Origin of the sequence: Diaphorobacter sp. HDW4B (genome assembly GCF_011305535.1) — a bacterium.
In the GTDB taxonomy this organism is placed as follows: Bacteria; Pseudomonadota; Gammaproteobacteria; order Burkholderiales; family Burkholderiaceae_C; genus Diaphorobacter_A.
Genome location: NZ_CP049905.1, coordinates 3,791,697 through 3,817,907 on the forward strand (window position 1 = coordinate 3,791,697; position 26,211 = coordinate 3,817,907).

At 60.4% G+C, this 26,211-nt stretch carries 28 protein-coding genes; 25 read left to right on the forward strand and 3 right to left on the reverse strand.

Going from position 1 to position 26,211, the window contains the following annotated elements; genetic code table 11:
- Nucleotides 1–139 precede the first annotated feature (139 nt).
- Nucleotides 140–1,843 carry a group II intron reverse transcriptase/maturase gene (gene ltrA, locus G7048_RS17245; RefSeq protein ID WP_166069319.1) on the reverse strand — a complete coding sequence of 568 codons (1,704 nt, stop codon included), beginning with the start codon at nucleotides 1,841–1,843 and terminating at the stop codon, nucleotides 140–142.
- A 1,072-nt stretch (nucleotides 1,844–2,915) separates the two neighbouring features.
- Between ltrA and G7048_RS17250 the strand changes: the two genes are divergently transcribed.
- The 4 genes from G7048_RS17250 to G7048_RS17265 are packed head-to-tail and all read left to right on the forward strand — an operon-like array spanning nucleotide 2,916 to nucleotide 6,060.
- Nucleotides 2,916–3,941, forward strand: a complete 1,026-nt coding sequence (locus G7048_RS17250; RefSeq protein WP_166069320.1) for an RluA family pseudouridine synthase — start codon at nucleotides 2,916–2,918, stop codon at nucleotides 3,939–3,941.
- Nucleotides 3,934–4,602, forward strand: coding sequence for an HAD-IIIA family hydrolase (locus G7048_RS17255; RefSeq protein WP_166069321.1), 669 nt, complete (start codon nucleotides 3,934–3,936; stop codon nucleotides 4,600–4,602). The genes G7048_RS17250 and G7048_RS17255 overlap by 8 nt, the downstream gene beginning before the upstream one ends.
- 18 nt (nucleotides 4,603–4,620) lie before the next feature.
- Nucleotides 4,621–5,001, forward strand: coding sequence for a Rieske 2Fe-2S domain-containing protein (locus G7048_RS17260; protein ID WP_166069322.1), 381 nt, complete (start codon nucleotides 4,621–4,623; stop codon nucleotides 4,999–5,001).
- 3 nt (nucleotides 5,002–5,004) lie between these two features.
- Nucleotides 5,005–6,060, forward strand: a complete 1,056-nt coding sequence (locus tag G7048_RS17265) for a S49 family peptidase (RefSeq protein WP_166069323.1) — start codon at nucleotides 5,005–5,007, stop codon at nucleotides 6,058–6,060.
- Between the two features lie 79 nt (nucleotides 6,061–6,139).
- Here the strand turns inward: G7048_RS17265 and G7048_RS17270 are convergent, their stop codons facing one another.
- Both G7048_RS17270 and G7048_RS17275 read right to left on the reverse strand, forming a co-directional pair.
- The gene (locus G7048_RS17270; protein ID WP_166069324.1) at nucleotides 6,140–6,928 is read right to left on the reverse strand and encodes an SAM-dependent methyltransferase; all 789 of its coding nucleotides are present in this window, start codon (nucleotides 6,926–6,928) and stop codon (nucleotides 6,140–6,142) included.
- Nucleotides 6,925–7,524: a Maf family nucleotide pyrophosphatase gene (locus G7048_RS17275; RefSeq protein ID WP_166069325.1), complete on the reverse strand. Its 600-nt coding sequence runs from the start codon at nucleotides 7,522–7,524 to the stop codon at nucleotides 6,925–6,927. The genes G7048_RS17270 and G7048_RS17275 overlap by 4 nt, the downstream gene beginning before the upstream one ends.
- Before the next feature lie 25 nt (nucleotides 7,525–7,549).
- On the opposite strand from G7048_RS17275, the gene G7048_RS17280 reads away from it, so the two are divergent.
- The 21 genes from G7048_RS17280 to acpS all read left to right on the forward strand — a co-directional run bounded on the left by G7048_RS17280 (nucleotide 7,550) and on the right by acpS (nucleotide 26,195).
- On the forward strand, nucleotides 7,550–8,101 hold the full coding sequence (locus tag G7048_RS17280; RefSeq protein ID WP_166069326.1) for a DUF177 domain-containing protein: 552 nt from the start codon (nucleotides 7,550–7,552) through the stop codon (nucleotides 8,099–8,101).
- Nucleotides 8,102–8,260: 159 nt separating this feature from the next.
- Entirely contained in the window at nucleotides 8,261–8,443 is a 183-nt protein-coding gene (gene rpmF / locus G7048_RS17285) for a 50S ribosomal protein L32 (RefSeq protein WP_013519991.1), read from the forward strand.
- Nucleotides 8,444–8,558: 115 nt separating this feature from the next.
- On the forward strand, nucleotides 8,559–9,590 hold the full coding sequence (plsX, locus tag G7048_RS17290) for a phosphate acyltransferase PlsX (protein ID WP_166069327.1): 1,032 nt from the start codon (nucleotides 8,559–8,561) through the stop codon (nucleotides 9,588–9,590).
- A 32-nt stretch (nucleotides 9,591–9,622) separates the two neighbouring features.
- Entirely contained in the window at nucleotides 9,623–10,600 is a 978-nt protein-coding gene (locus G7048_RS17295) for a beta-ketoacyl-ACP synthase III (protein WP_166069328.1), read from the forward strand.
- A 77-nt stretch (nucleotides 10,601–10,677) separates the two neighbouring features.
- Nucleotides 10,678–11,631, forward strand: coding sequence for an ACP S-malonyltransferase (gene fabD, locus G7048_RS17300; protein ID WP_166069329.1), 954 nt, complete (start codon nucleotides 10,678–10,680; stop codon nucleotides 11,629–11,631).
- Nucleotides 11,628–12,374, forward strand: coding sequence for a 3-oxoacyl-ACP reductase FabG (gene fabG, locus G7048_RS17305; RefSeq protein ID WP_166069330.1), 747 nt, complete (start codon nucleotides 11,628–11,630; stop codon nucleotides 12,372–12,374). The genes fabD and fabG overlap by 4 nt, the downstream gene beginning before the upstream one ends.
- A 102-nt stretch (nucleotides 12,375–12,476) precedes the next feature.
- On the forward strand, nucleotides 12,477–12,716 hold the full coding sequence (acpP, locus tag G7048_RS17310) for an acyl carrier protein (RefSeq protein ID WP_003058049.1): 240 nt from the start codon (nucleotides 12,477–12,479) through the stop codon (nucleotides 12,714–12,716).
- A gap of 38 nt (nucleotides 12,717–12,754) precedes the next feature.
- Nucleotides 12,755–13,999, forward strand: a complete 1,245-nt coding sequence (fabF, locus tag G7048_RS17315; protein WP_166069331.1) for a beta-ketoacyl-ACP synthase II — start codon at nucleotides 12,755–12,757, stop codon at nucleotides 13,997–13,999.
- Nucleotides 14,000–14,071: 72 nt separating this feature from the next.
- Complete coding sequence (locus G7048_RS17320) at nucleotides 14,072–14,551, forward strand: hypothetical protein (RefSeq protein ID WP_166069332.1); 480 nt, start codon at nucleotides 14,072–14,074, stop codon at nucleotides 14,549–14,551.
- A 58-nt stretch (nucleotides 14,552–14,609) separates the two neighbouring features.
- The gene (gene rpoE / locus G7048_RS17325) at nucleotides 14,610–15,242 is read left to right on the forward strand and encodes an RNA polymerase sigma factor RpoE (protein WP_166069334.1); all 633 of its coding nucleotides are present in this window, start codon (nucleotides 14,610–14,612) and stop codon (nucleotides 15,240–15,242) included.
- Between the two features lie 32 nt (nucleotides 15,243–15,274).
- Nucleotides 15,275–15,967: a sigma-E factor negative regulatory protein gene (locus G7048_RS17330; protein WP_166069335.1), complete on the forward strand. Its 693-nt coding sequence runs from the start codon at nucleotides 15,275–15,277 to the stop codon at nucleotides 15,965–15,967.
- Nucleotides 15,968–16,035: 68 nt separating this feature from the next.
- Nucleotides 16,036–17,142 carry a MucB/RseB C-terminal domain-containing protein gene (locus G7048_RS17335; RefSeq protein WP_166069336.1) on the forward strand — a complete coding sequence of 369 codons (1,107 nt, stop codon included), beginning with the start codon at nucleotides 16,036–16,038 and terminating at the stop codon, nucleotides 17,140–17,142.
- 140 nt (nucleotides 17,143–17,282) lie between these two features.
- Nucleotides 17,283–18,761: a DegQ family serine endoprotease gene (locus G7048_RS17340; protein WP_166069337.1), complete on the forward strand. Its 1,479-nt coding sequence runs from the start codon at nucleotides 17,283–17,285 to the stop codon at nucleotides 18,759–18,761.
- Nucleotides 18,762–19,271: 510 nt separating this feature from the next.
- Nucleotides 19,272–21,080 carry a translation elongation factor 4 gene (gene lepA / locus G7048_RS17345; protein ID WP_166069338.1) on the forward strand — a complete coding sequence of 603 codons (1,809 nt, stop codon included), beginning with the start codon at nucleotides 19,272–19,274 and terminating at the stop codon, nucleotides 21,078–21,080.
- 21 nt (nucleotides 21,081–21,101) lie between these two features.
- Nucleotides 21,102–22,070 (forward strand): signal peptidase I, encoded by a 969-nt coding sequence (gene lepB / locus G7048_RS17350; RefSeq protein WP_166069340.1) that lies wholly within the window; start codon nucleotides 21,102–21,104, stop codon nucleotides 22,068–22,070.
- A 47-nt stretch (nucleotides 22,071–22,117) separates the two neighbouring features.
- A complete protein-coding gene (locus G7048_RS17355; protein ID WP_166069341.1) occupies nucleotides 22,118–22,483 on the forward strand; it encodes a DUF4845 domain-containing protein in 366 nt (121 codons plus the stop codon).
- A complete protein-coding gene (gene rnc / locus G7048_RS17360) occupies nucleotides 22,483–23,169 on the forward strand; it encodes a ribonuclease III (protein ID WP_166069342.1) in 687 nt (228 codons plus the stop codon). The genes G7048_RS17355 and rnc overlap by 1 nt, the downstream gene beginning before the upstream one ends.
- Nucleotides 23,166–24,197 carry a GTPase Era gene (era, locus tag G7048_RS17365; protein WP_166069343.1) on the forward strand — a complete coding sequence of 344 codons (1,032 nt, stop codon included), beginning with the start codon at nucleotides 23,166–23,168 and terminating at the stop codon, nucleotides 24,195–24,197. Before rnc ends, era begins: the two co-directional genes overlap by 4 nt.
- Nucleotides 24,198–24,247: 50 nt before the next feature.
- Nucleotides 24,248–25,021 (forward strand): DNA repair protein RecO, encoded by a 774-nt coding sequence (gene recO, locus G7048_RS17370; RefSeq protein ID WP_166069344.1) that lies wholly within the window; start codon nucleotides 24,248–24,250, stop codon nucleotides 25,019–25,021.
- Nucleotides 25,018–25,788 carry a pyridoxine 5'-phosphate synthase gene (locus G7048_RS17375; RefSeq protein ID WP_166069345.1) on the forward strand — a complete coding sequence of 257 codons (771 nt, stop codon included), beginning with the start codon at nucleotides 25,018–25,020 and terminating at the stop codon, nucleotides 25,786–25,788. The genes recO and G7048_RS17375 overlap by 4 nt, the downstream gene beginning before the upstream one ends.
- Complete coding sequence (acpS, locus tag G7048_RS17380) at nucleotides 25,785–26,195, forward strand: holo-ACP synthase (RefSeq protein ID WP_166069346.1); 411 nt, start codon at nucleotides 25,785–25,787, stop codon at nucleotides 26,193–26,195. Before G7048_RS17375 ends, acpS begins: the two co-directional genes overlap by 4 nt.
- Nucleotides 26,196–26,211: the final 16 nt, after the last annotated feature.

Below are 26,211 nucleotides of genomic sequence, written 5' to 3' on the forward strand. Positions count from 1 at the left end.
TCGCGCAGGCGGGTAGGGACAGTTCATTGCTGAACCATCCCCCCCTTAGAACCGGACTTGCGACTTTCACCGCATCCGGCTCAAGCACAACATGTCCAACCTCATTGGGACATTCTATGTCAAGATTTGAAAGTTGAACTCAGGGCTTCTTTCTAGAGGCCGGTTTCGCTACGTGTAGGCCTAAGGCATGCACTCTTACGTGACAAGCCGGATGCAAAAGCACCCGATTTGAAAGGGCTTCTGACCCGCCGTGCACCTTGTGAACAAGGTGATGTTCGTGCCATCCGCTGTCATAGTCCAGAGGTTCCGTACACAAGGCGCAGTGCCCTGCTTGGGATACATACAGTTGCACGGTTTCGGCCTTATGCGCGATGCTCTTGAGCATACGTTTCGTCCTCAACTGTTCTCCATACACCTCCCACGATGGATCAAACGGGTTGTAGCCCCCTTTGATCTTCTCGTGTCTCACGATCTCTGTCTCGGCAAGCCTCAACAGTTTGACCGGGAAGGGACCATCCTCCGTCCGTATAGTTGCAGCAAACTCATCCCGGTCCCTGATGCTTTGCCAGTAACGGCTTTTGCACCAAGGGCGGGGTTTATTCGGATGCCGCCTTCTCGCCCAGCGCACGAGTCGCCAGTAAATCAGGTGGTCCATCCGATTGAAGGTTTCTTTCGCCACCACCGGGCGGTGGTACTGCGCCCAGCCCCGAAGGACTGGGTTGAGTAGAGCGATGAGATCTTCCTGCTTCACTGATGAATGCGTTTTGACGATCTCCCTGACCTTGCGGTAGAACGCTTGCACATTCTTTTTGCTCGGTTTGATGAGTAACTTCCCGTTGTATTTGCGGAAGTTCCATCCCAAGAAATCGAAGCCTTTGTCGATGTGTATGACTTTCGTCTTTTCCAGCGATAGTCGCAGACCCCGTTGTGCGAGGAACGCTTCTACCCATGGCCTGATTTCTTCTTCCAGAAGCTCTTGAGAGCAACCGGTGATGACAAAATCGTCGGCGTACCGGATCACATTGACTTTGAGCCCTTTGAGCTTTGACTTCCCGTGCTGCGCCACCAAGTGCGCCATCAGGTCGGTTTCCAGCCCGTTCAAACACATATTCGCCAAGGTTGGCGAGATGATTCCGCCTTGCGGCGTTCCTTCATCGGTCGGCGACAGGCGGCCCTTGTGGACCACTCCGGCTTTCAACCACTTTCGCAGGATCGTCTTGTTCATGGGAACATGACTCACCAGCCATTCGTGATTGATGTGATCGAAACAACCTTGAATATCCGCCTCCAGCACCCATCGAGCCGAGACCCGCTGGGAAGTGCAGACGAATATTTGTCCCATGGCGTCTGCCGTTGAGCGGTTTCTCCTGAAGCCGTAGCTGTTCGGATCGCTCGTGGTTTCTGCCACTGGTTCAAGCCCCAATAAGTGCAGAGCCTGCATTGCCCGGTCGAACATGGTCGGGATGCCCAGAGGGCGTTCCTTTCCGTTCGCTTTGGGGATGTAGACCCGCCTTAGCGGAAGAGGTCTGTAGCCTCTTTGCTGCTTCAATCTATCAGTCGCCGCCCGTTTCAGGGCAGGAGTTTCCCAAAGCTGGCGGTCGACCCCTGCCGTTCGCTTGCCTTGGTTTTCAGTCACTCGCCTCACTGCCAGAGCTCTGGCAGAAAAGGAGTGGTTCAAAGACCGTTGCAAGGCTTTCACCCTGCGCCAATCTTTTTCCAGCGTAGCCTTCGCTATACGTTGCTGAGTCGTTCGCACGAACTGCTCGACTCGATGCCAATCAATGGCATGCCAGTCTTGCGGCTCGCGTGAGGACGCAGAACCACCGGAGGTGATTTTTCTCATGCTTTCCTCTTTCCGGGTTAACCCCTTCGGAAGACGCACTTCTCCCCCGAAGGGATGAAGCACATCCCTTCGGGGCGGTTTGAACTATTGCAGTCGTCAACGACGGTTGCACCAAGTGGAAGTGGGCACGCTTTCACGTCAGGGCAAATCTTGAACCCCTATGCCGCCGATTACAGGTAGCCATTCGCTTTTTCCACGATCCCATACCCCCTCATCCAACAGGTTGCCTTGCGGCTTCCCTGCCCGCGCGTTTACACACGCTGGCGAATAGTGGGGCTTACCACGTTCCCTGATCTGCCGACATGGACGATTCCCATCGCTACATGTCTATCCGGTTAGGACTCATCTTTCCTGGAGTTGCGATGTGACGACGTGTGTGAATTCACCACTCACACAGCCTGCAACGTACCTTTTGGTTATGGCCTATCAGCAGATTTGGCCATTCAATGTTTACCCAGGTTCGGGCGATGATTCACTTTACGTTGTCCATTTGGAACTAGCCTGGCACCTCGACCGCCTTTCTGCTGGCAGTGTCCAAACCTCATCTTGCGAGTGAGGTTCACCGCTTTCGCGGGGTTACGTTGTCAGGTGAGCTTCACACAACTGCATTGCTGCTGCTGCATGCCACCGTAGGCTACTCATGGTCGTACATGAGGTCGCAGCGGCCCATTGCTGGGTGTGCGACAAGGCAGATCAGAGCTTACGCTCTGCGGAATACTGATCAATTGATTGTCAAGTTTGTACACGCAAGACGATTCCACACCGCATCAGGGATGTAGTTGTTGGATTCATCGGATTTCATCAGTTAGCTACGTGTGGTAGCTGTCTTTGAAGCGTTCACCATGTTTATCTACGGATTGCGTAGAGCCATGGCGAAGCAAGGCAGCCCTGTAGGAACTACCAAGCAGACTAGAATGACCAGCATGCTGGTATTCAATGACGGATGTCGAAAATGCCGAAGCGATTAAACGACAGATTGAAAAGTATGTACCCTAAGCCGTCTCCTTTGGAGAGAACAGCCGTTCGGTTGTCAAGGGTTGAACCGACGCAGAGCGACACTGCGTGTCGCACGGTGAAACACATTATAGAGGGCAAACCGGCAAAACAGGCCGCCCCAATAGCCACATCGGCAGTACGCATCGTTGAAGTCGATGCGGAATATGCCGGTCAACGCCTGGATAACTTTCTGATACGCCAGCTCAAAGGCGTTCCCAAAACCCTTGTCTACCGCATCATTCGCAGTGGCGAAGTGCGGGTGAACAAGGGGCGCGCGAGCGCAGATACCCGGGTCGAAGCAGGGGACCTGGTGCGCGTGCCGCCCGTTCGGGTTTCCGAAAAAATCGCCGAGAAGGCCGAACGCCCCGCGCCACCTAGGGAATTTCCTGCGTTGCTGGAAGACGACCAGATCATCGCCATCGACAAGCCGGCCGGCGTGGCCGTGCATGGCGGCAGCGGCGTGAGCTTCGGCGTGATCGAGCAGCTTCGGCAGGCGCGGCCCACGGCCAAGTTTCTGGAACTGGTGCACCGGCTCGACCGCGAAACCTCGGGCATTCTGCTGGTCGCCAAGCGGCGCTCGGCGCTCGTGGCGCTGCAGGACCAGTTCCGCGAGCGCGAGACCGGCAAGACCTATCTGGCGCTGGTGACCGGCGCCTGGCCGGCCAAGCTCAAGGTGATCGACACGCCGCTGCACAAATATCTGCAGGAAGACGGCGAGCGCCGCGTGCGCACCACCACCAAGGAAGACCCGGACGGCATGCGCTCGATCACGCTGGTGAAGGTTCGCTCGACCTACGCGCCGCGTCCCATGCAGGGGCTGCCCGCGATGAGTCTGCTCGAAGTCACCATCAAGACCGGACGCACGCACCAGATCCGTGTGCATCTCTCTAGTCAGGGCCACCCGATTGCGGGCGACGACAAGTACGGCGACTTCGATCTGAACAAGCGGCTGCAGAAGCAGGGGCTCAAACGCATGTTTCTTCATGCATGGCGGCTACAGTTCAATCACCCGGCGACCAGCGAGCGGTGCGAGCTGCGTGCCGAGTTGCCACCCGAACTGGCCGATTTTCTGAGTACCGAACCTGCTTCCTCCAATGTCTGAACCACATCACCGACGCTTTGACCTGATCGCCTTCGACTGGGATGGCACGCTGTACGACTCCACCGCCTGCATCGTGCGGAGCATTCAGGAGGCTGTTCGCGACGTGGGCGGCACCGTGCCCAGCGACGAGGATGCCGCCTGGGTGATCGGCATGGCGCTGGAGCCTGCGCTTGCCAAGGCGGCGCCCGACGTGCCGCCCGAGAAATACCCCGAGCTGAGCAATCGCTACCGTTATCACTACCTCCAGCACCACGACGACCTGAACCTGTTCGACGGCGTGATGCCCATGCTCGACGACCTGCGCCAACGCGGCTATCTGCTGGCGGTGGCCACCGGCAAGAGCCGCCGTGGGCTCGATCACGTACTGGATTCCAAGGAACTGCACGGCGTGTTCGACGGCTCGCGCACGGCCGACGAAACGGCGGGCAAGCCGCATCCGCAGATGCTCAATGAGCTGATGGAGCAATGGGGGATCGAGCCCGAACGCACGCTGATGATCGGCGACACCACGCACGACCTGCAAATGGCCGTGCTGGCTGGTTGTGCGAGCGTCGGCGTGGCCTACGGCGCGCACGACACAGACGGCTTTGCCGAGTTCCATCCGCTGTATGTGGCCGAAACTGTTGCTAATTTGCATCAGTGGTTGTTGAACAATGCGTGACCAAACGGTGACTACAGCATGAACACAACTGAAGGCAATTCCAGCATCGAACTTTGCGCCAGCACAGAGCTGGCGGATGGCGGGCGCGCTGTTTCGTTCGATGTGCGCTTTGCGGGCGAAAACTGCCGCGCGTTCGCGATCCGCTTCGAGGGCCGGGTGCACGCTTTTCTCAACCGCTGCACGCATGTCCCCATGGAAATGGACTACCAGCCGGATCAGTTTTTCGACGACACTGGCCAATGGCTGCTGTGCGCAACCCATGGCGCGGCCTATCGGCCCGACACGGGCGAGTGCGGCGGCGGCCCGTGCCGTGGCGGCCTGGTGAAGATCCCTCTCAGCGAGGCGGAGGGCATTGTCCGCTGGCACACCGCAGATAACTTGCAACCAGTAGAGTTTTGACAGATGACTGATCCCACGCGTCCTGATTCCCCCGGGTCACAGAGCTCCGAGCCTGCCGCCCCGGATCTGTGGGGCAGTCCAGAGCCCGCCAGCAAACCCGCATCTGCCAAGGCCGCGCCCGCATCCGGCGCGCCGGGATGGGAGCGCGATGTGCTTGAAAAGCTGGTTTTCTCCACGCTCAAGGAGCAGCGCTCGGCCCGCCGCTGGCGCAACTTCATGCGACTGGCCTGGCTGCTGGTGATCACCACCATCGCGGTGATCCTGTTCTCCAAGGAAACCAGCTCCACCAGCAAGACCACGCCCCACACGGCGGTGGTCGACATCAAGGGCGAGATTGCCGCGGGCAACGAAGCCAGCGCCGAATTCGTCGTCGCCGCCATGCGCAGCGCGTTTGAGGACTCGGGCGCGCAGGCCGTTGTGCTGCTGATCAATTCGCCGGGCGGCAGCCCCGTGCAGGCGGGCATCATCAACGACGAAATCGTGCGCCTGAAGGCCAAGCACAAGAAGCCGGTCTACGCGGTGGTCGAGGAAACCTGCGCGTCCGCTGCGTACTACATCGCTGCTGCGGCTGATGAGATCTATGTGGACAAGGCCAGCATCGTCGGCAGCATCGGCGTGCTGATGGATGGCTTTGGCTTCACCGGCACCATGGAAAAGCTGGGCGTCGAGCGCCGTCTGCTCACTGCTGGCGAGAACAAGGGCTTTCTTGACCCATTCAGCCCACAGACCGAGCACCAGCGCGAATATGCGCAGCAGATGCTCAACCAGATCCACCAGCAGTTCATCACGGTCGTGAAGGCCGGTCGCGGTGATCGCCTCAAGGAAACGCCTGATACCTTCAGCGGCCTGTTCTGGACGGGCCAGCAAGCCGTCGAAATGGGCTTGGCCGACAAGATGGGCAATCTCGACTACGTCGCCCGCGAAGTGGTCAAGGCTGAGGAAGTGGTGGACTACACCCGCAAGGACAATGTGGCCGAACGACTGGTCAAGCGCTTTGGTGCGGCGATGGGCGCGGGCGCGGCCAAGGCGCTGCAATCGTCGTCATTGCAACTGCGCTGAAATATTTCGCTGAAAACAAAAAACGGCGCGGCCTTCAAAGGCCGCGCCGTTTTTCATTGGGTTGGATTGATTTGCCGGATCAGGTGCCGATCAGAAACACCGTTGGCGTGCGGTTGTCCACCGGGCAGGCCAGATTGCGCCACTGGTTGACCGCGCGGCTCTGGATGTTGGCGGTCTCCAGCGTCAATCCGCTGGCGATGGCCAGACGGGTGTTGGGCTGCAGTCCTTGCAGCAGCGCCTGCCAGATGGCGGCATTGCGGTAGGGCGTTTCGATGAAAAGTTGGCTTTGGCTGTGCTTGACGGCCAGCGTCTCCAAGTCTTTCAGTCGCTTGGCGCGCTCGGCGTTGTCCTGCGGCAGATAGCCGACGAAGGCAAAGTTCTGGCCGTTCAAGCCGCTGGCGGCAATCGCGAGCAACAGTGAAACCGGGCCCACCAAAGGCACGACCTTGATGCCCAGATCATGCGCCGAGCGCACCACGGAGCTGCCGGGGTCGGCCACGGCGGGCATGCCGGCTTCGCTGATCAGGCCGATGTCGCTGCCCGAGAGCGCGGCGGCCAGCAGCGGCTTGGCATCCCATTGCGCGCTGCCTTTTGCGCCGTGATCGCCTTTTTTGTGCACTTCGCGCGGCAGCTCGGTGATCTGCTGCTCCTGCAGTGGAGCGGCCAGCGGGAGCAGGGCGTCGATGCGCTTCAGATACGCGCGGGTGCTTTTGGCGTTTTCGCAGATCCAGTGGGTGAGTTTTGACGCCGTCAACAACGTGCCTTGCGGCAGTACGGATTCGAGCGAGGCCTGAATGTCGCAGCCGAAATCAAGCGGTGCAGGAACGAGATACAGCGTGCCTTTGACGGATTGGCTTTGCGAACTCATGGCAGCATCAATCCGGCGGCGCGCAGCATCTGGCAAGTGCGGATCAGCGGCAGGCCGATGAGCGCGGTGGGGTCGTCGCTTTCGATGGCGTCGAGCAGCGAAATGCCGAGGCCTTCGCTCTTGGCGCTGCCCGCGCAGTCATACGGCTCCTCGGCGCGCAGATAGCGCTCGATTTCCGCATCGCTCAGGTCACGAAAGCGCACATGCACCGGCGCGAGATCGACCTGGCTGAAACCGGTTTCAAGGCAGACCACCGACACGGCGGTGTGAAATACCATGGCGTGGCCGCGCATTTCCTGCAGTTGCTCGGTGGCGCGCTCGTGATTCCCGGGTTTGCTGAGGGGTTTGCCGTTCAGGTCCGGTACCTGGTCCGAGCCGATCACGATGGCATGGGGGAATTGTTCGGCCACGGCGCGGGCCTTGGCGGATGCCAGGCGCAGCGCGAGCTCGCGCGGGGCTTCGCCGGGCAGTGGGGTTTCGTCGACATGCGGAGCCGACACATCGAACGGCAGGCGCAGGCGCTCCAGCAACTCGCGGCGGTAACGCGATGTGGAGCCCAAAATCAAGGGGCGGGGCATGGAAGTGGATTGCTGCATGCCCCGATTCTCTTACACTGCTTGCATGACCAAGGAACACTCCCCCGATCGGCTGGACATCAAGGCCTTTGCACAGGCTGGTGGACATCTGTCCGGCCACGACTCACTGCTCAAGTACAAGCGTCTCGCGGAGGAAGCCAAGGGCCTGCATCCCGATCTGCTGGTGGATTGGCAGGCTGACGGTGAAGTCCGCACCGTGGCAGGGCTGGGAGCGCAGATCTGGCTCAAGCTCAAGGTGCATGCGACCGTGCCCATGCAGTGCCAGCGCTGCCTCGGAACGGCCGATGTGCCCCTCGACATTGATCGGGAATTCCGCTTTGTGGCGGATGAAGCCACGGCGGAAGCGCTCGACGACGAGTGCGACGAAGACCTGCTGGCGCTGAGCCGCGAATTCAATCTGCGCCAGCTCATCGAGGATGAGCTGCTGCTGGAGCTGCCCGTGGTGCCGCGCCACGACGAATGCCCGACACAGGTGGAAATGAGCTCGTCCGACGACGACTTCGAAGAAGCCAACGAGCAGAAACCCAACCCGTTCGCGGCGTTGGCGGGCCTGCGCAAGGACGACAAGAAGTCCTGATCCGTTTGATTTCGGTGCCTGAATGGCGCTTTCTCAAGAGCAGTATTTGAGTGCCCAAATCATTTCCGCTATAATCAATGGTTTCGCGCGAAATCCCCTCGTGTCTTTAATGGGCTGATCGCGTTTTTTACCAACCCTTTTCAGACCCTAGGAGCCATCATGGCTGTTCAGCAAAACAAGAAGTCCCCCTCCAAGCGCGGTATGCACCGTTCGCACAATGCCCTGACTACACCGGGCACTGCCGTGGAACCTACCACCGGCGAAACACATCTGCGTCACCACATCAGCCCCAACGGTTTCTACCGCGGCCGTCAGGTGCTGAAGAACAAGTCTGAAGCCTGATCGAGGTTTCAACCAATCCTGGGCCCGCTGCTACTCGTTGGTAGCGCGGGCCTTTGTCGTTTTTGACATTCATCTTTTTTCATTCGGGCCTTTGCTTGTCCGAATACTCGCCTAAATGATCACACTGGCTGTCGACTGCATGGGGGGCGATCATGGCCCTGGTGTCACGCTTCCCGCGTGCCGCCAATTTCTGGAGCATCATCCGGATGCCCGACTGATTCTGGTCGGGCTGGAAGCCAGTCTGCGGGATTTCAAACACGAGCGCGCCACCGTGGTTCATGCCACGGAAGTGGTTGCCATGGACGACGCGGTGGAAGTGGCCCTGCGTCGCAAAAAAGATTCTTCGATGCGCGTGACCATCGCCCAGGTCAAGGATGGCGCTGCGCAGGTGGCGGTTTCCGCCGGCAATACCGGCGCGCTGATGGCGATTGCGCGCTATCTGCTCAAGACGCTCGACGGCATCGACCGTCCGGCCATCGCAACCCAGATGCCCAACGACACGGGTGGTGCCACCACCGTGCTGGATCTGGGTGCCAATGTGGATTGCACGGCAGAGCATCTGCTGCAGTTCGCGGTGATGGGCTCGGCGCTGGTGTCGGTGCTGCAGGACTGCGATCAGCCCAAGGTCGGTCTTCTCAACATCGGCGAAGAAGTCATCAAGGGCAATGAAGTCATCAAGCGCACGGGCGAGCTGCTGCGTCAGGCCGGTGCGAATGGCGATCTGAACTTCTACGGCAACGTGGAAGGCAACGACATTTTCAAGGGCGTGGTGGACATCGTGGTCTGCGACGGCTTTGTCGGCAACGTGGCGCTCAAGGCGACCGAAGGCGTGGCCTCGATGATCGTGGGTGGCCTCAAGCGCGAGTTCAAACGCAACATCTTCACCAAAATGGCGGCCATCGTGGCTTATCCGGTGCTATCTGCGCTGATGAAACGCATGGATCACCGTCGCTACAACGGTGCTGCGTTGCTGGGTCTGCGCGGCCTGGTGTTCAAGAGCCATGGTTCTGCCGATGCAGTGGGCTTCGAGCATGCGCTCAACCGGGCGTATGATGCGGCACGCAACAATCTGCTTGACCGTGTCCGGACCAAGGTTGCCCACGCGGCTCCGCTGCTGGCGACTGGTGCGGCATCCGCATCTGTTTAGTTAGTTCGATATACAACGTCGGCCGCATATTAATGAGACGCTTTTCACGTATTACGGGCACAGGCAGCTATCTGCCGCCTCGCCGTGTGACCAACGATGACTTCGTGGCCCAACTGGCCGAACGAGGCCTCGAGACATCCGATCAATGGATCGTCGAACGTACCGGCATCCGCGCACGCCACTTTGCCGAACGCGATGTGGCCAGCAGCGATCTGGCACTGGAAGCCGCACGCAAGGCCATCGAGGCTGCGGGCATCACGGCCGAAGACATCGACCTCATCATCGTCGCGACGTCCACGCCCGACATGGTGTTCCCGTCGACCGCCGCCATTTTGCAGGGCAAGCTCGGCATCCATGGCTGTCCGGCATTCGACGTGCAGGCCGTGTGCAGTGGTTTCGTCTACGCGCTGACCGTGGCCGATTCGATGCTGAAGTCCGGGGTCGCCAATCGCGCGCTGGTCATCGGCGCGGAAGTCTTCAGCCGCATTCTCGATTTCAACGACCGCACGACCTGCGTGCTGTTCGGTGATGGCGCAGGTGCGGTGGTGCTCGAAGCCTCGGACGAGCCGGGCATCCTCGCCTGCGATCTGCATGCCGATGGCCGTCACGTGGACATTCTCTGCGTGCCGGGCAACGTCTATGGCGGCCAGATTCTGGGCGATCCATTGCTCAAGATGGACGGTCAGGCCGTGTTCAAACTGGCGGTCGGCGTGCTCGAAAAAGCCGCGCGCGCCACGCTGGAAAAGGCCAACATGACGGAGGCCGACATCGACTGGCTGATTCCGCATCAGGCCAACATCCGCATCATGCAAAGCACAGCGCGCAAGCTCAAGCTGTCCATGGACAAAGTCATTGTCACCGTGGATCAGCATGGCAACACGTCGGCTGCATCGATTCCATTGGCGCTCGACCATGGCGTTCGCTCCGGTCAGATCAAGCCCGGCCAGACGCTGCTGCTCGAAGGCGTGGGCGGTGGTTTCGCCTGGGGCGCCGTGCTGCTCAAGCTGTGAGTCAGGGACTGCCCGGAACCCACCCTTGAGGTAGGTTCGCGGGCGGATTCGAACAACTACAAAAATACCAATTCAAGATGTCCAAAACCTTTGCATTCGTATTTCCGGGCCAGGGCTCGCAATCCGTCGGCATGCTCGACGGCTGGGGCAACAACGCCATCGTCGCAGAGACGCTGCGCGAAGCCTCCGACGCACTTGGCGAAGATGTCGCCAAGCTGATCCATGAAGGTCCCAAGGAAGCCTTGGCGCTCACCACCAACACCCAGCCCGTGATGCTGGTGGCCGGTGTGGCAGCGTGGCGCGTGTGGCGTGCCGAAGGCGGTGCACTGCCTGCAGCCGTGGCAGGTCACTCGCTCGGCGAATACTCGGCGCTGGTGGCCTCTGGCGTGCTGACTTTGTCGCAAGCCGCGCCGCTGGTGCGTCTGCGCGCAGCAGCCATGCAGGAGGCCGTTCCTGTGGGCGTGGGCGCGATGGCGGCGATTCTGGGTCTCGACTCGGCCAAGGTCGTCGCTGGCTGTGCGGAAGCCACCGCCAGCTTTGGCGCAGACTCCAAGGAAGTCGTGGAGGCTGTGAACTTCAACGACGCGGCGCAGACCGTCATTGCCGGTACCAAGGCCGGTGTGGACAAGGCCTGCGAAGTGCTCAAGGCTGCAGGTGCCAAGCGCGCGCTGCTGCTGCCGGTGTCGGCGCCATTCCACTCCAGCCTGATGAAGCCCGCTGCTGAAAAGCTGCGCGAGGCACTGGCAAAGATCGAACTGGCCGCTCCGCAGATTTCCGTGGTGAACAATGTGGATGTGGCCGTCGAAACCGATGCCGACAAGATCCGCGATGCGCTGTATCGTCAGGCCTTTGGCCCGGTGCGCTGGGTGGAGTGCGTTCAGGCGCTCAAGGCGCGCGGTGTGACGCATATCGTCGAATGCGGCCCCGGCAAGGTGCTTGCGGGCATGACCAAGCGCATCGATCCAGAATTGGTGGGCGCATCCATTTATGATCCGGCCACATTGGCAGAAACCAAAGAATTGCTGGCATGAGCGAAACAACCACTACAACACCCCAGATTGCACTGGTCACCGGCGCAACCCGCGGCATTGGCGCGGCCATTGCAGCTGAGCTGGCAGAGCGCGGCTACCGCGTGATCGGCACCGCCACTTCCGACGATGGCGCAGCGCGCATCAACGACGTTCTGTCGGCCAAGGGCGGCAAGGGCGTGAAGCTCGACGTGACCGACGGCGCGGCCGTGGATGCGTTGATCGACGCCACAGTCAAGGAATTCGGTGGCCTGCATGTCCTCGTGAACAACGCGGGTATTACGCGTGACACCTTGGCCATGCGCATGAAGGACGACGACTGGGATGCCGTCATCGACACGAACCTGAAGGCTGTTTTCCGAGTAAGCCGTGCGGCTATTCGCCCGATGATGAAGCAGCGCTTTGGCCGCATCATCAGCATCACCAGCGTGGTGGGTGCGTCCGGCAATCCGGGGCAGGCCAATTACGCTGCCGCCAAGGCAGGCGTGGCCGGTATGACCCGCGCGCTTGCCCGGGAATTGGGCAGCCGCAACATCACCGTGAATTGCGTGGCGCCGGGCTTCATTGCGACCGACATGACGGCGAGTCTGCCGGACGAGCAGAAGTCGGCGCTCAAATCTCAAATTGCCATGGGCGATCTGGGTCAGCCAAGTGACATTGCGCACGCGGTGGCTTACCTGGCTTCCAAGGGTGCAGGCTACGTGACGGGGCAGGAGTTGCACGTCAACGGCGGCATGTACATGTAGTACAAACCAGTTGGTGCCGTGTCGTCCGTACGGCGGCTGTTAGGGACAATTGTCCGAAACAGTTAAAATCGCGGATTCATTCACAACCCCCTGAGGGAAACCATGAGCGATATCGAAGCACGTGTCAAGAAAATCATTGCCGAACAACTCGGTGTGGAAGAGTCCCAAGTGACCAACGAAAAGGCCTTCGTGGCTGACCTGGGCGCAGACTCCCTGGACACGGTCGAACTGGTGATGGCTCTGGAAGATGAGTTCGGCATCGAGATTCCTGACGAAGACGCAGAGAAGATCACGACGGTGCAGAACGCCATCGACTACGCCAACACCCATCAAAAGGCCTGATCAGGTTTTTTGAAAAGATCAGCAGAAAGTTTGAACGCATGAGCCGTCGTCGCGTTGTCGTGACCGGTCTGGGCTGCATCTCTCCCGTGGGCAACACGGTGAGCGAAGCCTGGACCAACCTCCTTGCCGGCCAGTCCGGCATTGATCTCATCACCAAGTTCGATACGTCGAACTTCTCCTGCAAGATTGCAGGTGAGGTCAAGGGTTTCGATGTGGAGAAGTACATGAGCGCCAAGGATGCGCGCACCATGGACACCTTCATCCACTTCGGCATTGCGGCTGCGGAGCAGGCGGTGCATGACTCCGGTCTGCCCCTCGGCGAAGCCCTGTCGGATGATCTGGCCACGCGCATCGGTTGCGTGATCGGCTCCGGCATCGGCGGACTTCCGCTGATCGAAAATACCCACGCAGAACTGGCAGCTCGCGGCCCCCGCCGTGTGACGCCGTTCTTCGTGCCTGCCTCCATCATCAACATGGTGGCGGGCCACGTGTCCATGCGATTCGGGTTCAAGGGCCCCAATCTGTCGGTGGTGACGGCCTGTACTACAGGTCTGCATTGCATCGGCGAAGCAGGGCGCATGATCGAATATGGCGATGCCGATGTGGTGGTCGCTGGTGGTACGGAGTCCACGGTGTCTCCGTTGGGCGTGGGCGGCTTTGCCGCGATGCGCGCTCTGTCCACCCGCAACGACGACCCCAAGACGGCCTCGCGCCCCTGGGACAAGGACCGTGATGGTTTTGTTCTGGGTGAAGGTGCAGGCGTGATGGTGCTTGAAGAGTACGAACACGCCAAGGCGCGCGGTGCCAAGATCTACGCCGAACTGGCTGGATATGGCATGAGCGCCGATGCAGGTCACATGACCGCTCCCAACATGGATGGCCCACGCCGCGCAATGCTCAACGCGATGCGCAATGCGGGCATCAATGCCGATCAGGTGAACTACCTGAACGCGCACGGCACGTCCACGCCGCTGGGTGACATCAACGAAACCAATGCCATCAAGGCGGCTTTCGGCGATCACTCCAAGAGCATGGTGGTCAGCTCCACGAAGTCCATGACCGGTCACCTGCTGGGTGGCGCGGGCGGCATCGAGAGCGTGTTCACCGTGCTGGCGCTGCGTGACCAGAAGGTACCGCCGACCATCAACATCTTCGAGCAGGACCCCGAGTGCGATCTCGACTACTGCGCGAACACAGCCCGTGACATGAAGATCGATGTGGCCGTGAAGAACAATTTCGGTTTTGGCGGCACGAACGGCACCCTGGTTTTCAAGCGCGTCTGACGACGTGCTGACGGGTGAGGTGGGCGTGCAGATTTCGCTGGTTCACCTTTGCGGCTTCTGCGTCGCGGCAAGATGATCGCTTCGCCGCGCCACCGCCCGCATCTGCACGCACCGGCGCTGCAGTTTGCGCTGCGGCGATCCGTGCGGCTCGGGCTGATTCTGGCGAGCCTTTCCGCGCTGCAGCTGGGGCTGCTGCTCTGGTGGGCCTTGAGCGATTCATCCTCGGTGGCAACACTCAAGCTGGCCGTCTCGATTTCCACCTGGTTACTGACGACGGCGAGTGCCGCTCACTGGTGGTGGCATTCCTGCCGAGGCTCCATCCACTGGGATGGCCTGACGTGGGAGTGGCAGCAGCCGTCAGGCGAGACTTTTTTGCTGGAAGCGCTGCAGGTGCGACTCGACTTCCAGTCGCATCTGTTGGTGCAGACCCGGTATTTCGGTTCCCCGCGCAGCATCCATCTGTGGCTGGAGCGTCGGGCAGACCCGCTGCATTGGCTGGCCTTGCGACGTGCGGTATATTCGCGCGCCGTCGGTGAACTTTCCGCGCGCTGACCGATCAGGTTGGACCAAGAACGATGCCAGATTCATTCTGCGCGACAACGACCAGTACATGACCTCATCTCAAACCGAGCAGGCTCCCGAAACCAACAGTGATCTGCAACTGGTGGAGCGCACGCTTGCGGGTGATCAGCGCGCCTACGAGATGCTGGTGATCAAGTACCAGCGCCGCATCGAGCGCCTGATTGGCCGCATGGTGCGGGATGTGGATCTGATCCCGGACATCGCGCAGGAAACCTTTCTGCGCGCCTATCGTGCGCTGCACCAATTCCGGGGCGACGCGCAGTTCTACACCTGGCTCTACCGCATTGCGGTGAACACGGCCAAGAAGGCGTTGGTCGATCTCAAGCGCAATCCCATCATCACCGAGACCGCTTTGCGATCAAATGATGACGAGGATGAAACTTCTGGCAATCCTTTTGAACTAACCACGGACGAGACCCCCGAAACCGTGCTGGCTGCTCAGGAAATTGCAGCAGCCGTGAACGCAGCCATGGATGCTTTGCCCGAAGATTTGCGTCAGGCAGTGACGCTGCGGGAAATCGAGGGGTTGAGTTACGAGGAAATTGCCGAGGCCATGAATTGTCCGATCGGCACAGTGCGCTCCCGCATTTTCCGGGCGCGCGAAGCGATTTCGGCGCGCGTGCGACCGCTTCTGGAGAAGCAGTCGGGCAAACGTTGGTAAGGCATGTCTGAACAGTGAATGCAGGTGACACCATGAATGGCGATGTAGTGATGCGTGAGCAGTTGTCGGCGATGGTCGACGGCGAGCTCGTGAGCGCGCAATGCGCGCAGGTAGTTGCATACGTGGACTCGGAGGAGGGCGGTGCCGCGTGGCACGAGTTCCACCTCATCGGCGATGTGCTGCGCTCTTCGGAGTTGGCGCGCCCAGTGAGTTGCGATCTGGTCTCGCGACTGCGAGCGCAACTGGCCGAAGAAGCCCATGCTGCGCTGTTGCAGCGCGGCGAGACCGTGCAGGTCGCACCAACCGTGGGCGAACCCGTGGTGCGTCCAGCAGTCAAACCAAAGCAGGCCGCCGTGCCGGTCATGGTCGAACATGCTCCCGAAGCGGCGAACAACGAAGTCTTCCGCTGGAAGATGGTGGCGGGCTTTGCTTCGCTGGCGGCGGTCGCCACGATTGGCTGGAATGCCTACACAGGCCTGGGCGCCACGCAACCCGGCGCGCCCGCAGGCATGCAGTTGGCTGCCGCGCCGGTCGTCGCCAATCAGAACGCTGCGACTCAGATCGCCGTGAACCAGCCCGTGACGAACGCGCAGGGTCAGGTGATGATCCGCGATCCGCGTCTGGACGAGCTGCTCGCGGCTCACAAGCAATACGGCAGCACATCTGCCCTGCAGATGCCGGCCGGCTTCCTGCGCAACGCCACTTTCGAGGCACCAGCTCGTTGAAGATGGAATTCTGAGCTTTGAGACGAATGCAAAGCGGTGTGTGGATGAGCCAGTGGATGGAATCGCGGATGGGAATCTGGCTGCAGGCCGGATGGATGTTCGCAAGAAGCATCTGCATCGCCAGCATCACCTGCATCGTTGGTATTGCCGCACTTCCGCTGGTGGCAGCGGCTGCTGCGAATCCGGCTCAAAGTGCCACTGCCTGCAATCTTCCCCAACTCACTGCAGAGCAACTGCAGCGGCTCGATGTGCTCGGCTGGCTGGAGCGCATGCGCCAGGCCACGGATCTGGGCACCTACAGCGGCAATTTCGTGGTGATGTCGTCGTCGGGCGTGATGAGCAGTTCGCGCGTCTGGCATGTGTGCGACGGCCATCGCCAGATCGAGCGACTCGAAGCATTGAATGGCACGCCGCGCATCGTCTATCGCCAGAACGCCGAGGTCCGCACTTTCTCCCCCAATGACCGCACCGTGCGCATCGATTCGCGCGAGATGCCGCGCAAGCTGCAACGTGCCGAGGGCATCCGCGGCGAATTGCTGCTGGCGCATTACGCGGCGCTGTGGAGTGGCCGTGAACGCATTGCGGGCAAGGAGGCCGATCTGCTGCAATTGCGCCCGCGTGATGCGTGGCGCTTCGGTTATCGGGTCTGGCTCGATCACGCGAGTGGTCTGGTGCTCAAGTGGCAGACCGTCACGCCCGGCGGCCGCGTGCTGGAGCAAGCGGCGTTCTCGGAATTCGAGATGGGTGCTCCCGTGAGTGGCACGCAGATCGAGTCCATGATGAATGATGTCGTGGGTTATCGGGTCATCACCGCATCGCGCGCGCCCACCTCGCTCGAAGCCAACGGCTGGGTGCTGCCGATTCCTGTGGAGGGTTTCGTGCTGCTCAGTTGCGCTGAAAAGCAAAAACTCAAGGAAGTGGCGAAGGCCCAGACGCAGCCGTTGCGCATTGCCGGCGTGCAGTGTGTCTATTCCGATGGGCTGGCCAGCATCTCCGTGTTTCTGGAGCCCTACAGCGAAGAGCGCCACGCATACAACGGTCAGGAGTTGCGGCTGGGTGCAACGCACACGCTGTCCGGACGCGTGGCGGGGGACGGCTGGGTCACCATGGTTGGCGAAGTGCCACTTGCCACGCTGCGCCTCTTTGCTTCGGCTATAAAGCAGATACCGCATTGATCGGTGCGCGCTCCTGCGTGGAGCCGTGCCGCAGTTCAATGCCGAAAATGACCGCGCGGCGGGAACCAAATGGCGTCTTGTCCTTCACAGGGTAAGCGACTCGTTTGCTAACGTCCAAATGAATACCTTGAGAGGTTCAGATGTTGAGGATTGAACAGAAAACATTGCATGGTTATGCGCTCGCGGTCGCCACGGCGCTCACGCTCGGCGTGGCCATGGCACCGGTTCAGACAGCCGTGGCGCAACCTGCCGCTGCTGCGCGCGGCCTGCCGGACTTCACTGATCTGGTGGATCAGGTCGGCCCGGCGGTGGTGAATATCCGCACGACCGAGCGCGTGACACCGGGCGAGTCCAACACCGGCATGGACGAGGAGATGCGCGAGTTCTTCAAGCGTTTCGGCGTGCCCATCCCCAACACTCCCAAGCAGCAATCGCCACAGCGTCGCAACCAGCAACCCGAAGAGCAGCCGCGCGGCGTGGGCTCGGGCTTCATCCTGAGCGGCGATGGCTTCGTGATGACCAACGCGCACGTGGTGGAGGGCGCTGACGAGGTGATCGTCACGCTGACCGACAAGCGCGAGTTCAAGGCCAAGATCGTGGGTTCGGACAAGCGTTCGGACGTGGCGGTGGTGAAGATCGATGCGACCGGCTTGCCCGCTGTGAAGGTGGGTGATGTGAATCGCCTGAAGGTCGGCGAATGGGTGATCGCGATTGGCTCGCCATTCGGTCTCGACAACACGGTGACTGCCGGCATCGTGAGCGCCAAGCAGCGCGACACGGGCGACTATCTGCCGCTGATCCAGACCGATGTGGCGGTGAACCCCGGCAACTCTGGTGGGCCGCTGATCAACATGCGCGGCGAAGTGGTCGGCATCAACAGCCAGATCTATTCGCGATCGGGCGGTTTCATGGGCATCTCGTTCGCGATCCCGATCGACGAAGCGATCCGCGTGAGCGATCAGCTGCGCGTGAGCGGTCGCGTGACACGTGGTCGCATTGGCGTGCAGATCGAGCAGGTCTCCAAAGACGTGGCGGAATCGCTGGGCATGCCCAAGGCGCAGGGCGCATTGGTGCGCGGCGTCGAAGTCGGCTCGCCTGCCGAAAAGGCGGGCATCGAAGCCGGTGACGTGATCACCAAGTTCGATGGCAAGACTGTCGAGAAGACTGTCGATCTGCCGCGCCTTGTCGGCAATACCAAACCAGGAACGAAGTCCAGCGTGACGGTGTTCCGTCGCGGTCAGTCGCGCGATCTGCCGATCACGATTGCCGAGGTCGAGCCCGATGAAAAGACGGCAGCGGCCAAGAGCGGATCGGGCAACGCCAAGCCTAAAGCGTCGGCGGCTGCAGAGCAGTTGGGTTTGATGGTCGCCGACCTCACCGATGCGCAGCGCAAGGAGCTCAAGATCAAGGGCGGCGTGCGCGTGACGGAAGTGGCCGAAGCGGCTGCACGTGCCGGATTGCGCGAGGGCGATGTGATTCTGAGCGTGGCCAACACCGAGGTGCACAGCCTGAAGGAATTCGACGCGGCGCTCGCCAAGGCTGACAAGACCAAGCCGATCAACGTGTTGTATCGCCGTGGCGAATGGGCCCAGTATGCGCTGATCCGTCCCTCGCGCTGATGGTTTGGGAGTCGGCGGGCCAACCCGAAAAGCGGGCTTTCAAGACCCCATCCCGATCTCGGGAGTGGGGCTTTTGAGGGATTTGGGAAGGGTGCCTGAGGGGGATTGGGGGTTTTTTGCGGTTTCTGCCACGCAGCCCAATAAGTTTCTTTCTGCGAATTTCTATAGAATAGCGCCGACTCTACAATCAATATGTGTATAAATGATCTGAAATCCCTCATGATGTGGGATGAGGTGAAGTGATGCACAAGCAGTCCACAGATCACGCACAAGTTGTTCAGGAAGATCGTGGTAGAATTGTTGATAACCTGTGAATAAACACCCCCGTTGCAATGCGGCAACGACCCTCCTCTGCAGTCGGATGGGCTTCCCGAACAGGCCTTTTTGCCTACAATGAAGCTCCAACTATCGCAGTTGCCAAAGATTGTTGGTTTAGGGCGCGTCGCTATTTGACGCGCCCTTTTTTCTTGTGCGCGTCCTTGCAATTCAAATACTTGTCGTTTTCCGTTGATGAACCACATCAGAAATTTTTCGATCATTGCCCACATCGACCACGGCAAGTCCACGCTCGCTGACCGTCTTATTCAGCGTTGCGGAGGTCTTGCGGAACGTGAGATGGAAGCTCAGGTGCTGGACTCGATGGACATCGAGAAAGAGCGTGGGATAACCATCAAGGCGCAGACCGCTGCGTTGCAGTACAAGGCCAAGGACGGCAACGTCTACAACCTCAACCTCATCGACACGCCCGGTCACGTCGACTTCTCGTATGAGGTGTCGCGCTCGCTGTCCGCGTGCGAAGGCGCGTTGCTCGTCGTCGATGCATCGCAAGGTGTGGAAGCGCAGACCGTCGCCAACTGCTACACCGCGCTCGACCTTGGCGTGGAAGTGCTGCCGGTGCTCAACAAGATGGATCTGCCGAACGCCGATCCTGAAAACGCGAAGGCCGAAGTCGAGGACGTGATCGGCATCGACGCGACTGACGCGATCCCTTGCTCGGCCAAGACGGGCATGGGCATCGATGAAATTCTCGAAGCCGTCGTCGCCAAGATTCCTCCGCCAAAGGGCGACCCCACGGGCCCGCTGCGCGCGATGATCATCGACAGTTGGTTCGATACCTATGTCGGCGTCGTGATGCTGGTGCGTGTGGTCGATGGCGAGCTCAAGAGGGGCGAGCGCTTCAAGATGATGGCGACCAACGCCGCATATGAAGCCAACAACCTGGGTGTGTTCACGCCAGCCGACCTGCCGCGCGATTCGCTCAAGGCGGGTGAGGTGGGCTACATCATCGCCGGCATCAAGGAACTGAAGGCGGCGAAGGTGGGCGACACCATCACGCTTGAAAAGAAACTGCCGAACAATCAGGGGCCTGCCAGCACAGCGCTGCCGGGCTTCAAGGAAATCCAGCCGCAGGTGTTTGCGGGTCTGTATCCGACCGAAGCCAATCAATACGACGCGCTGCGTGACGCGCTCGAAAAGCTGCAGCTCAACGATTCATCGCTGCGCTACGAGCCCGAAGTCTCGCAGGCGCTGGGCTTTGGTTTCCGCTGCGGCTTCCTCGGTTTGCTGCACATGGAAATCGTGCAGGAACGTCTGGAGCGCGAGTTCGACCAGGACCTGATCACGACCGCGCCCAGCGTGGTCTACGAAGTGGTCAAGGCCGACGGCGAAGTCATCATGGTGGAAAACCCATCGAAGATGCCGGAGCAAGGGCGCATCGAGGAAATCCGCGAACCCATCGTGACCGTGCATCTCTACATGCCGCAGGACTATGTCGGCCCGGTGATGACACTGGCCAACCAGAAGCGCGGCGTGCAGATCAACATGGCCTACCACGGTCGTCAGGTGATGCTCACCTACGAAATGCCGCTGGGCGAAATCGTGCTCGACTTCTTCGACAAACTCAAGTCGGTGTCGCGTGGCTATGCCTCCATGGACTACGAGTTCAAGGAGTACCGCGCGTCCGACGTGGTGAAGGTCGATATTCTTCTGAATGGCGAAAAGGTCGATGCGCTGTCCATCATCGTTCACCGCTCGCAGGCCACCTACCGTGGTCGTGCCGTGGCAGCGAAGATGCGCGAAATCATCAGCCGCCAGATGTTCGACGTGGCGATTCAGGCGGCCATCGGCGCCAACATCATCGCCCGCGAAACCATCAAGGCACTGCGCAAGAACGTGCTGGCAAAATGCTACGGCGGCGACATCACCCGCAAGCGCAAGCTGCTCGAAAAGCAGAAGGCCGGCAAGAAGCGCATGAAGCAGATCGGCTCGGTCGAAGTGCCGCAGGAAGCATTCCTCGCGATTCTGCAGGTGGAAGATTAAGCAAGAACAAGGCAAGGGCCCATGCAAGTTTTGACATCTCTGATCCTCGCGGCCTTTGTGGGCTACATCGGTGCCTGGTATGTAGGCGCGATCGAGGGTAATTTTGCACTGCTGCTGCTGCTGGCAACGGTGGTGACGGGGGCCTACTGGCTGGCCGAGCGCTTTTACTTTCTGCCGCGGCGCAAGCAAGCCGCCGAGGTGTTTGCCGCTTCCACGTCGCAACGCCGCGAAGAACTCGAACGCATGGGCATCCGTCCAGATGCTGCAGAGGATCTGAAGGAAGCCCAACAGAAGCTGATCATGCAGCCCTGGTGGCTGGATTGGACTGCGGGCCTGTTCCCGGTGATTCTGGTGGTGTTCCTGCTGCGCTCGTTCCTCTTCGAGCCGTTCAAGATTCCCTCGGGCTCGATGTATCCGACGCTGTGGGTGGGCGACCTGATCCTCGTGAACAAGTTCACCTACGGCCTGCGACTGCCGGTGGCCAACACCCGCGTCACCGAGGGCAACAAGCCCAAGGCGGGCGATGTGATCGTGTTCCGCTACCCGCCGCAACCCAGCGTGGACTACATCAAGCGCGTCGTCGGCACACCGGGTGATACGGTGGCCTATCTGAACAAGCGCCTGACCATCAATGGCAAACCGGTTCCGACCACAAACCTGCCCGATTTCTTTGAAGAAGACGCAATGCGCTACTTCAGCCAGTTCCAGGAAAAAATTGGCGAGAAGCCGCACAACGTGCTCAACAACAAGGACGTACCGGCCTTCGTGCAGGGTGCCAGCAACTTCGCGCACCGTGACCTGTGCAACTACAGCGTCGAAGGCGTGACCTGCAAGGTGCCCGAAGGCCAGTATTTTGTGATGGGCGACAACCGCGACAATTCGCTGGATTCGCGTTACTGGGGATTCGTTCCAGAAGGCAACATCGTTGGTCGCGCCTTCTTCATCTGGATGAATTTCGGTAACTTCAAGCGCATCGGTTCGTTCAACTGAGGTTGAATCGCAGTTTTCATATTTCAATTCAAGAGGGAATCACAGACATGGCAATGCACCGCATCTCCGCTCCACGCTCGCGCCAGCGCGGGTTGTCGTTCATCAGTCTGGTTTTCATTCTGGTTGTGTTTGTGTCCATCGGCTACGTGGCGACAAAGTCACTTCCATTGCTGATGGAGTGGCAGGCGGTTCATAAGGCTGTAAAGAAAGCTGCCGGAGAAACTACAGTCGATGGGGTGCGTGCTGCGTTTAATCGTGCCGCGTCAATCGACGACATACGGTCAATTTCGGGAAGCGATCTTGAGGTAACCAAAGAAAATGAGAAGGTCGTTGTTACCTATGAATACACCAAAGAAATTCCTTTGTACGGACCGGCATCCTTGCTTTACCGGTTCCAAGGTTCATCAAAGTAGTGCTATCAACTGAACTTCAATCGCTGCAGAGTCGTCTGCAGCATTCATTCAAGGACTCCGCGCTGCTGCAGCGCGCGGTCACTCATCGCAGTTTCTCCGCCGATCACAACGAGCGCCTCGAATTTCTGGGCGACTCGGTGCTGAGTCTGGCGGTTTCCACCATGCTGTACCAGCGCCTTCGGGATCTTCCCGAGGGCGATTTGTCGCGCATGCGCGCGAATCTGGTGAAACAGGATTCCCTGCACCGCATCGCCACGCGTCTGAAGCTTTCCGACGTGCTGCGTCTGGGCGAGGGCGAGTCCAAGTCGGGCGGAAAGCTGCGGCCTTCCATTCTTGCGGATGCGGTCGAGGCGCTGATTGGCGCGGTCTACCTGGATGCCGGTTTTGAAACCGCGCAGGCCATGGTGGATCGCTTCTTCGAAGGCGTCGATCTCAGCCCTGAAAAGCAGGCTGCGGCCAAGGATTCCAAGACCGCCTTGCAGGAGTGGCTGCAGGGTCGCAAAATGCATCTGCCTCAGTACCGCGTGGTGGGAACGGCAGGTGCCGCGCACAATCAGACGTTCGACGTGGAATGCCAGATTGTGGAACTCGGTCTGATCGAACACGGAAAAGGCGGATCGCGCCGGGCGGCCGAGCAGGCTGCGGCCGGCGCGCTGTTCGCCAAACTGAAAGCAAAACACGCATGACGAATGCATCAAAACCTCCGGCGCCCAAGGGCTCGGAACCTTCCACCGATTCGCTGAATCCCGATCTGGACGCCATGCTGGCCGGTGCCAAGCCGGGTGCGGGTGCCGTTGCTGCGGCTCCCGTCGACACATCCAAGCAGCGCTGCGGTCTGATCGCCATCGTCGGCAAGCCCAATGTGGGCAAGTCCACGCTGATGAACGCGCTCGTCGGTCAGAAGATTTCGATCACCTCGCGCAAGGCGCAGACCACGCGCCACCGCATCACCGGCATCCGCACCAAGGACGACACGCAGTTCGTGTTCGTCGACACGCCCGGCTTCCAGACACGTCACAGCACGGCCCTCAACAAGTCGCTCAACAAGACGGTGATGGGCGCGATCGGCGATGTGGACCTGATCCTGTTCGTGGTCGAAGCTGGCAGCTTCACACTGGCCGATGCCAAGGTGCTGAGCCTGTTCAAGCCCGGCATTCCCACGCTGCTGATCGCCAACAAGCTCGACACCGTGCACCGCCGCGCCGAAATCGCGCCGTGGCTGCGTGACATGCAGGAGCGCCATCCGTTCGCGGAGTTCGTGCCCATGTCGGCCAAGAACAAAGGCGACATCGATCGACTGTTCGACATCGTCGGAAAATACCTGCCCGAGCAGCCTTGGTGGTACTCGGAAGACGAGCTCACCGATCGCAGCGAGAAGTTCCTCGCTTCCGAGACCGTGCGCGAAAAGCTGTTTCGCTTCACCGGCGACGAGCTGCCCTACACCTCGACGGTCGTCATCGACAAGTTCGAAGAGGAAAAGAGCAAGCAGCACAAGCGTTTCATGAAGATCGCCGTGACCATCGTGGTCGAGCGCGATGGCCACAAGGCCATGGTGATCGGCGAGGGTGGCGAGCGCCTGAAGCGCATCAGCACCGAAGCCCGTCAGGAACTGGAAAAGCTCATGGACGCCAAGGTCTTCCTCGAAGTCTGGGTGAAGGTGCGCTCCGGCTGGGCCGACGACGAAGCCCGTGTGCGCTCGTTCGGCTACGAATGATGTTTCTCGCGGGCTGGCGGCATTTCCTGTCGCGGCTCGCCTAGCTTTCCATGGCCACCAAGCGCATCAGCGATGAACCGGCGTTCATCCTCCATCAATATGACTGGAGCGAGTCGAGCCTGATTCTGGAAGTGTTCACGCGGCACTATGGCCGCGTGGCGCTGGTCGCCAAGGGCGCGAAAAAGCCCACCTCCAACTTCCGCTCCGTGCTGCTTGCGCTGCAGCCGCTGCGCGTCACCTACACGATCTCCGGCGAAGGGCATGGCGACATCCATGCACTCAAGGGCGCTGAATGGGCCGGTGGCCACATCATGCCCTCGGGCGATGCGCTGCTCTCGGGCATGTATCTCAACGAGCTGCTGATGCGACTGCTTGCGCGCGAAGACACGCATGCGCCGCTCTTCGATACCTATGCGGGCGTGGTGCGCGTGCTCGCCAGCCAGCATGGTGATGCGCTGGAGCCGGTGCTTCGCAGCTTCGAGCTGGTATTGCTGCGCGAGATCGGCCTGCTGCCTGACCTGCACGTCGAGACCTCCACACTGACCAGTCTGGATGCCGAACGGCGCTACACCCTGATCGCCGATGGCGGCCTGCGTGCGGCGGTGACGGCGGACCGCTCCGCACTTGCCGGATCGAATTGGCAGAGCCTGCAGACGGCTCTGTGCGACGACAACAATTATCTGGCGACCTTTCGGGCGCTGGTGGGCGATGGCGCGCAAATCGCCAGCGACCTCAAACCCCAACTGCGCGCGCTTCTGCAATACCATTGCGGAAGCCCGATGCTGCGCACCCGCCAGCTCATGATGGATCTGCAATCGTTATGACGACAACTCTTTCTCCCCGGACCGCGCTGTCGGTCAACGTCAACAAGGTCGCGCTGGTGCGCAACACGCGCCATCTGGGCATTCCCAGCGTGACGCGTGCATCGCAGCTGTGCCTCGAAGCGGGCGCCCAGGGCATCACGATCCACCCGCGTCCCGACGAGCGCCATATCCGCGCGAGCGATGTGTATGAACTCGCCGAACTCATGAAGCAATGGCCGAAGGCCGAGTTCAACATCGAAGGCAATCCCACGCAGAACCTGATGGAGTTCATCCGCCAGACGCGCCCGCATCAGGCCACCTTTGTGCCCGACAGCGAAGACCAGTTCACGAGCGACCATGGCTGGACTTTCCCGCAGGATGCTGAACGCCTCAAGCCGCTGATCGCGGAGTGCAGATCGCTGGGTGTGCGCGTGAGCCTGTTCATGGACCCCGTGCCCGAGCAAATGGCTGCGGCCAAGGCTGTCGGCGCGGATCGCGTGGAGCTTTACACCGAACCCTATGCTGCTGGTTGGGGCACGGCGGACAAGGAAGCGCAGTTGCAGATCTACGCACAAGCCGCGCAGGCCGCGCTCGACGCGGGTTTGGGCATCAATGCTGGCCACGATTTGAACCGCGACAACCTGCCCGAATTCGTCACTCGCGTTCCCGGGCTGCTCGAAGTCTCCATCGGCCACGCGCTGATCGCCGATGCGCTGGAAATGGGCTACGCGGAAACCGTGCGCGCGTATCAGCGCAGCATCGACGTCGGCATGGCGGCCAAGCGATGATCTACGGCATCGGTACCGACATCTGCGATGTTCGCCGCATTCGTGCGAGCCTCGAACGCCATGGCGATCGCTTCGCCGAGAAGGTGCTGTCGCAGGCCGAACTCGCCACCTGGCGCGCGCGCAGCAAGCGCTGGCCCGAGCGCGGCATTCGCTATCTCGCCACCCGTTTTTCCGCCAAGGAAGCCTTCAGCAAAGCGGTCGGCATGGGCATGCGCATGCCGATGACGTGGCGCAGTTGCGAAATCTCCAAGTTGCCCAGCGGTCAGCCGGTGATCGTGCTGCACGGCGAACTCAAGACCTGGTTTGAAGCCAAGGGCCTCAAGGCCCACATCACCGTGACGGACGAAACCGACTACGCCGCGAGCTTCTGCGTGGTCGAATACGAAGACCCATCGCGAACCCACTAGAGCAAGACCGAACACA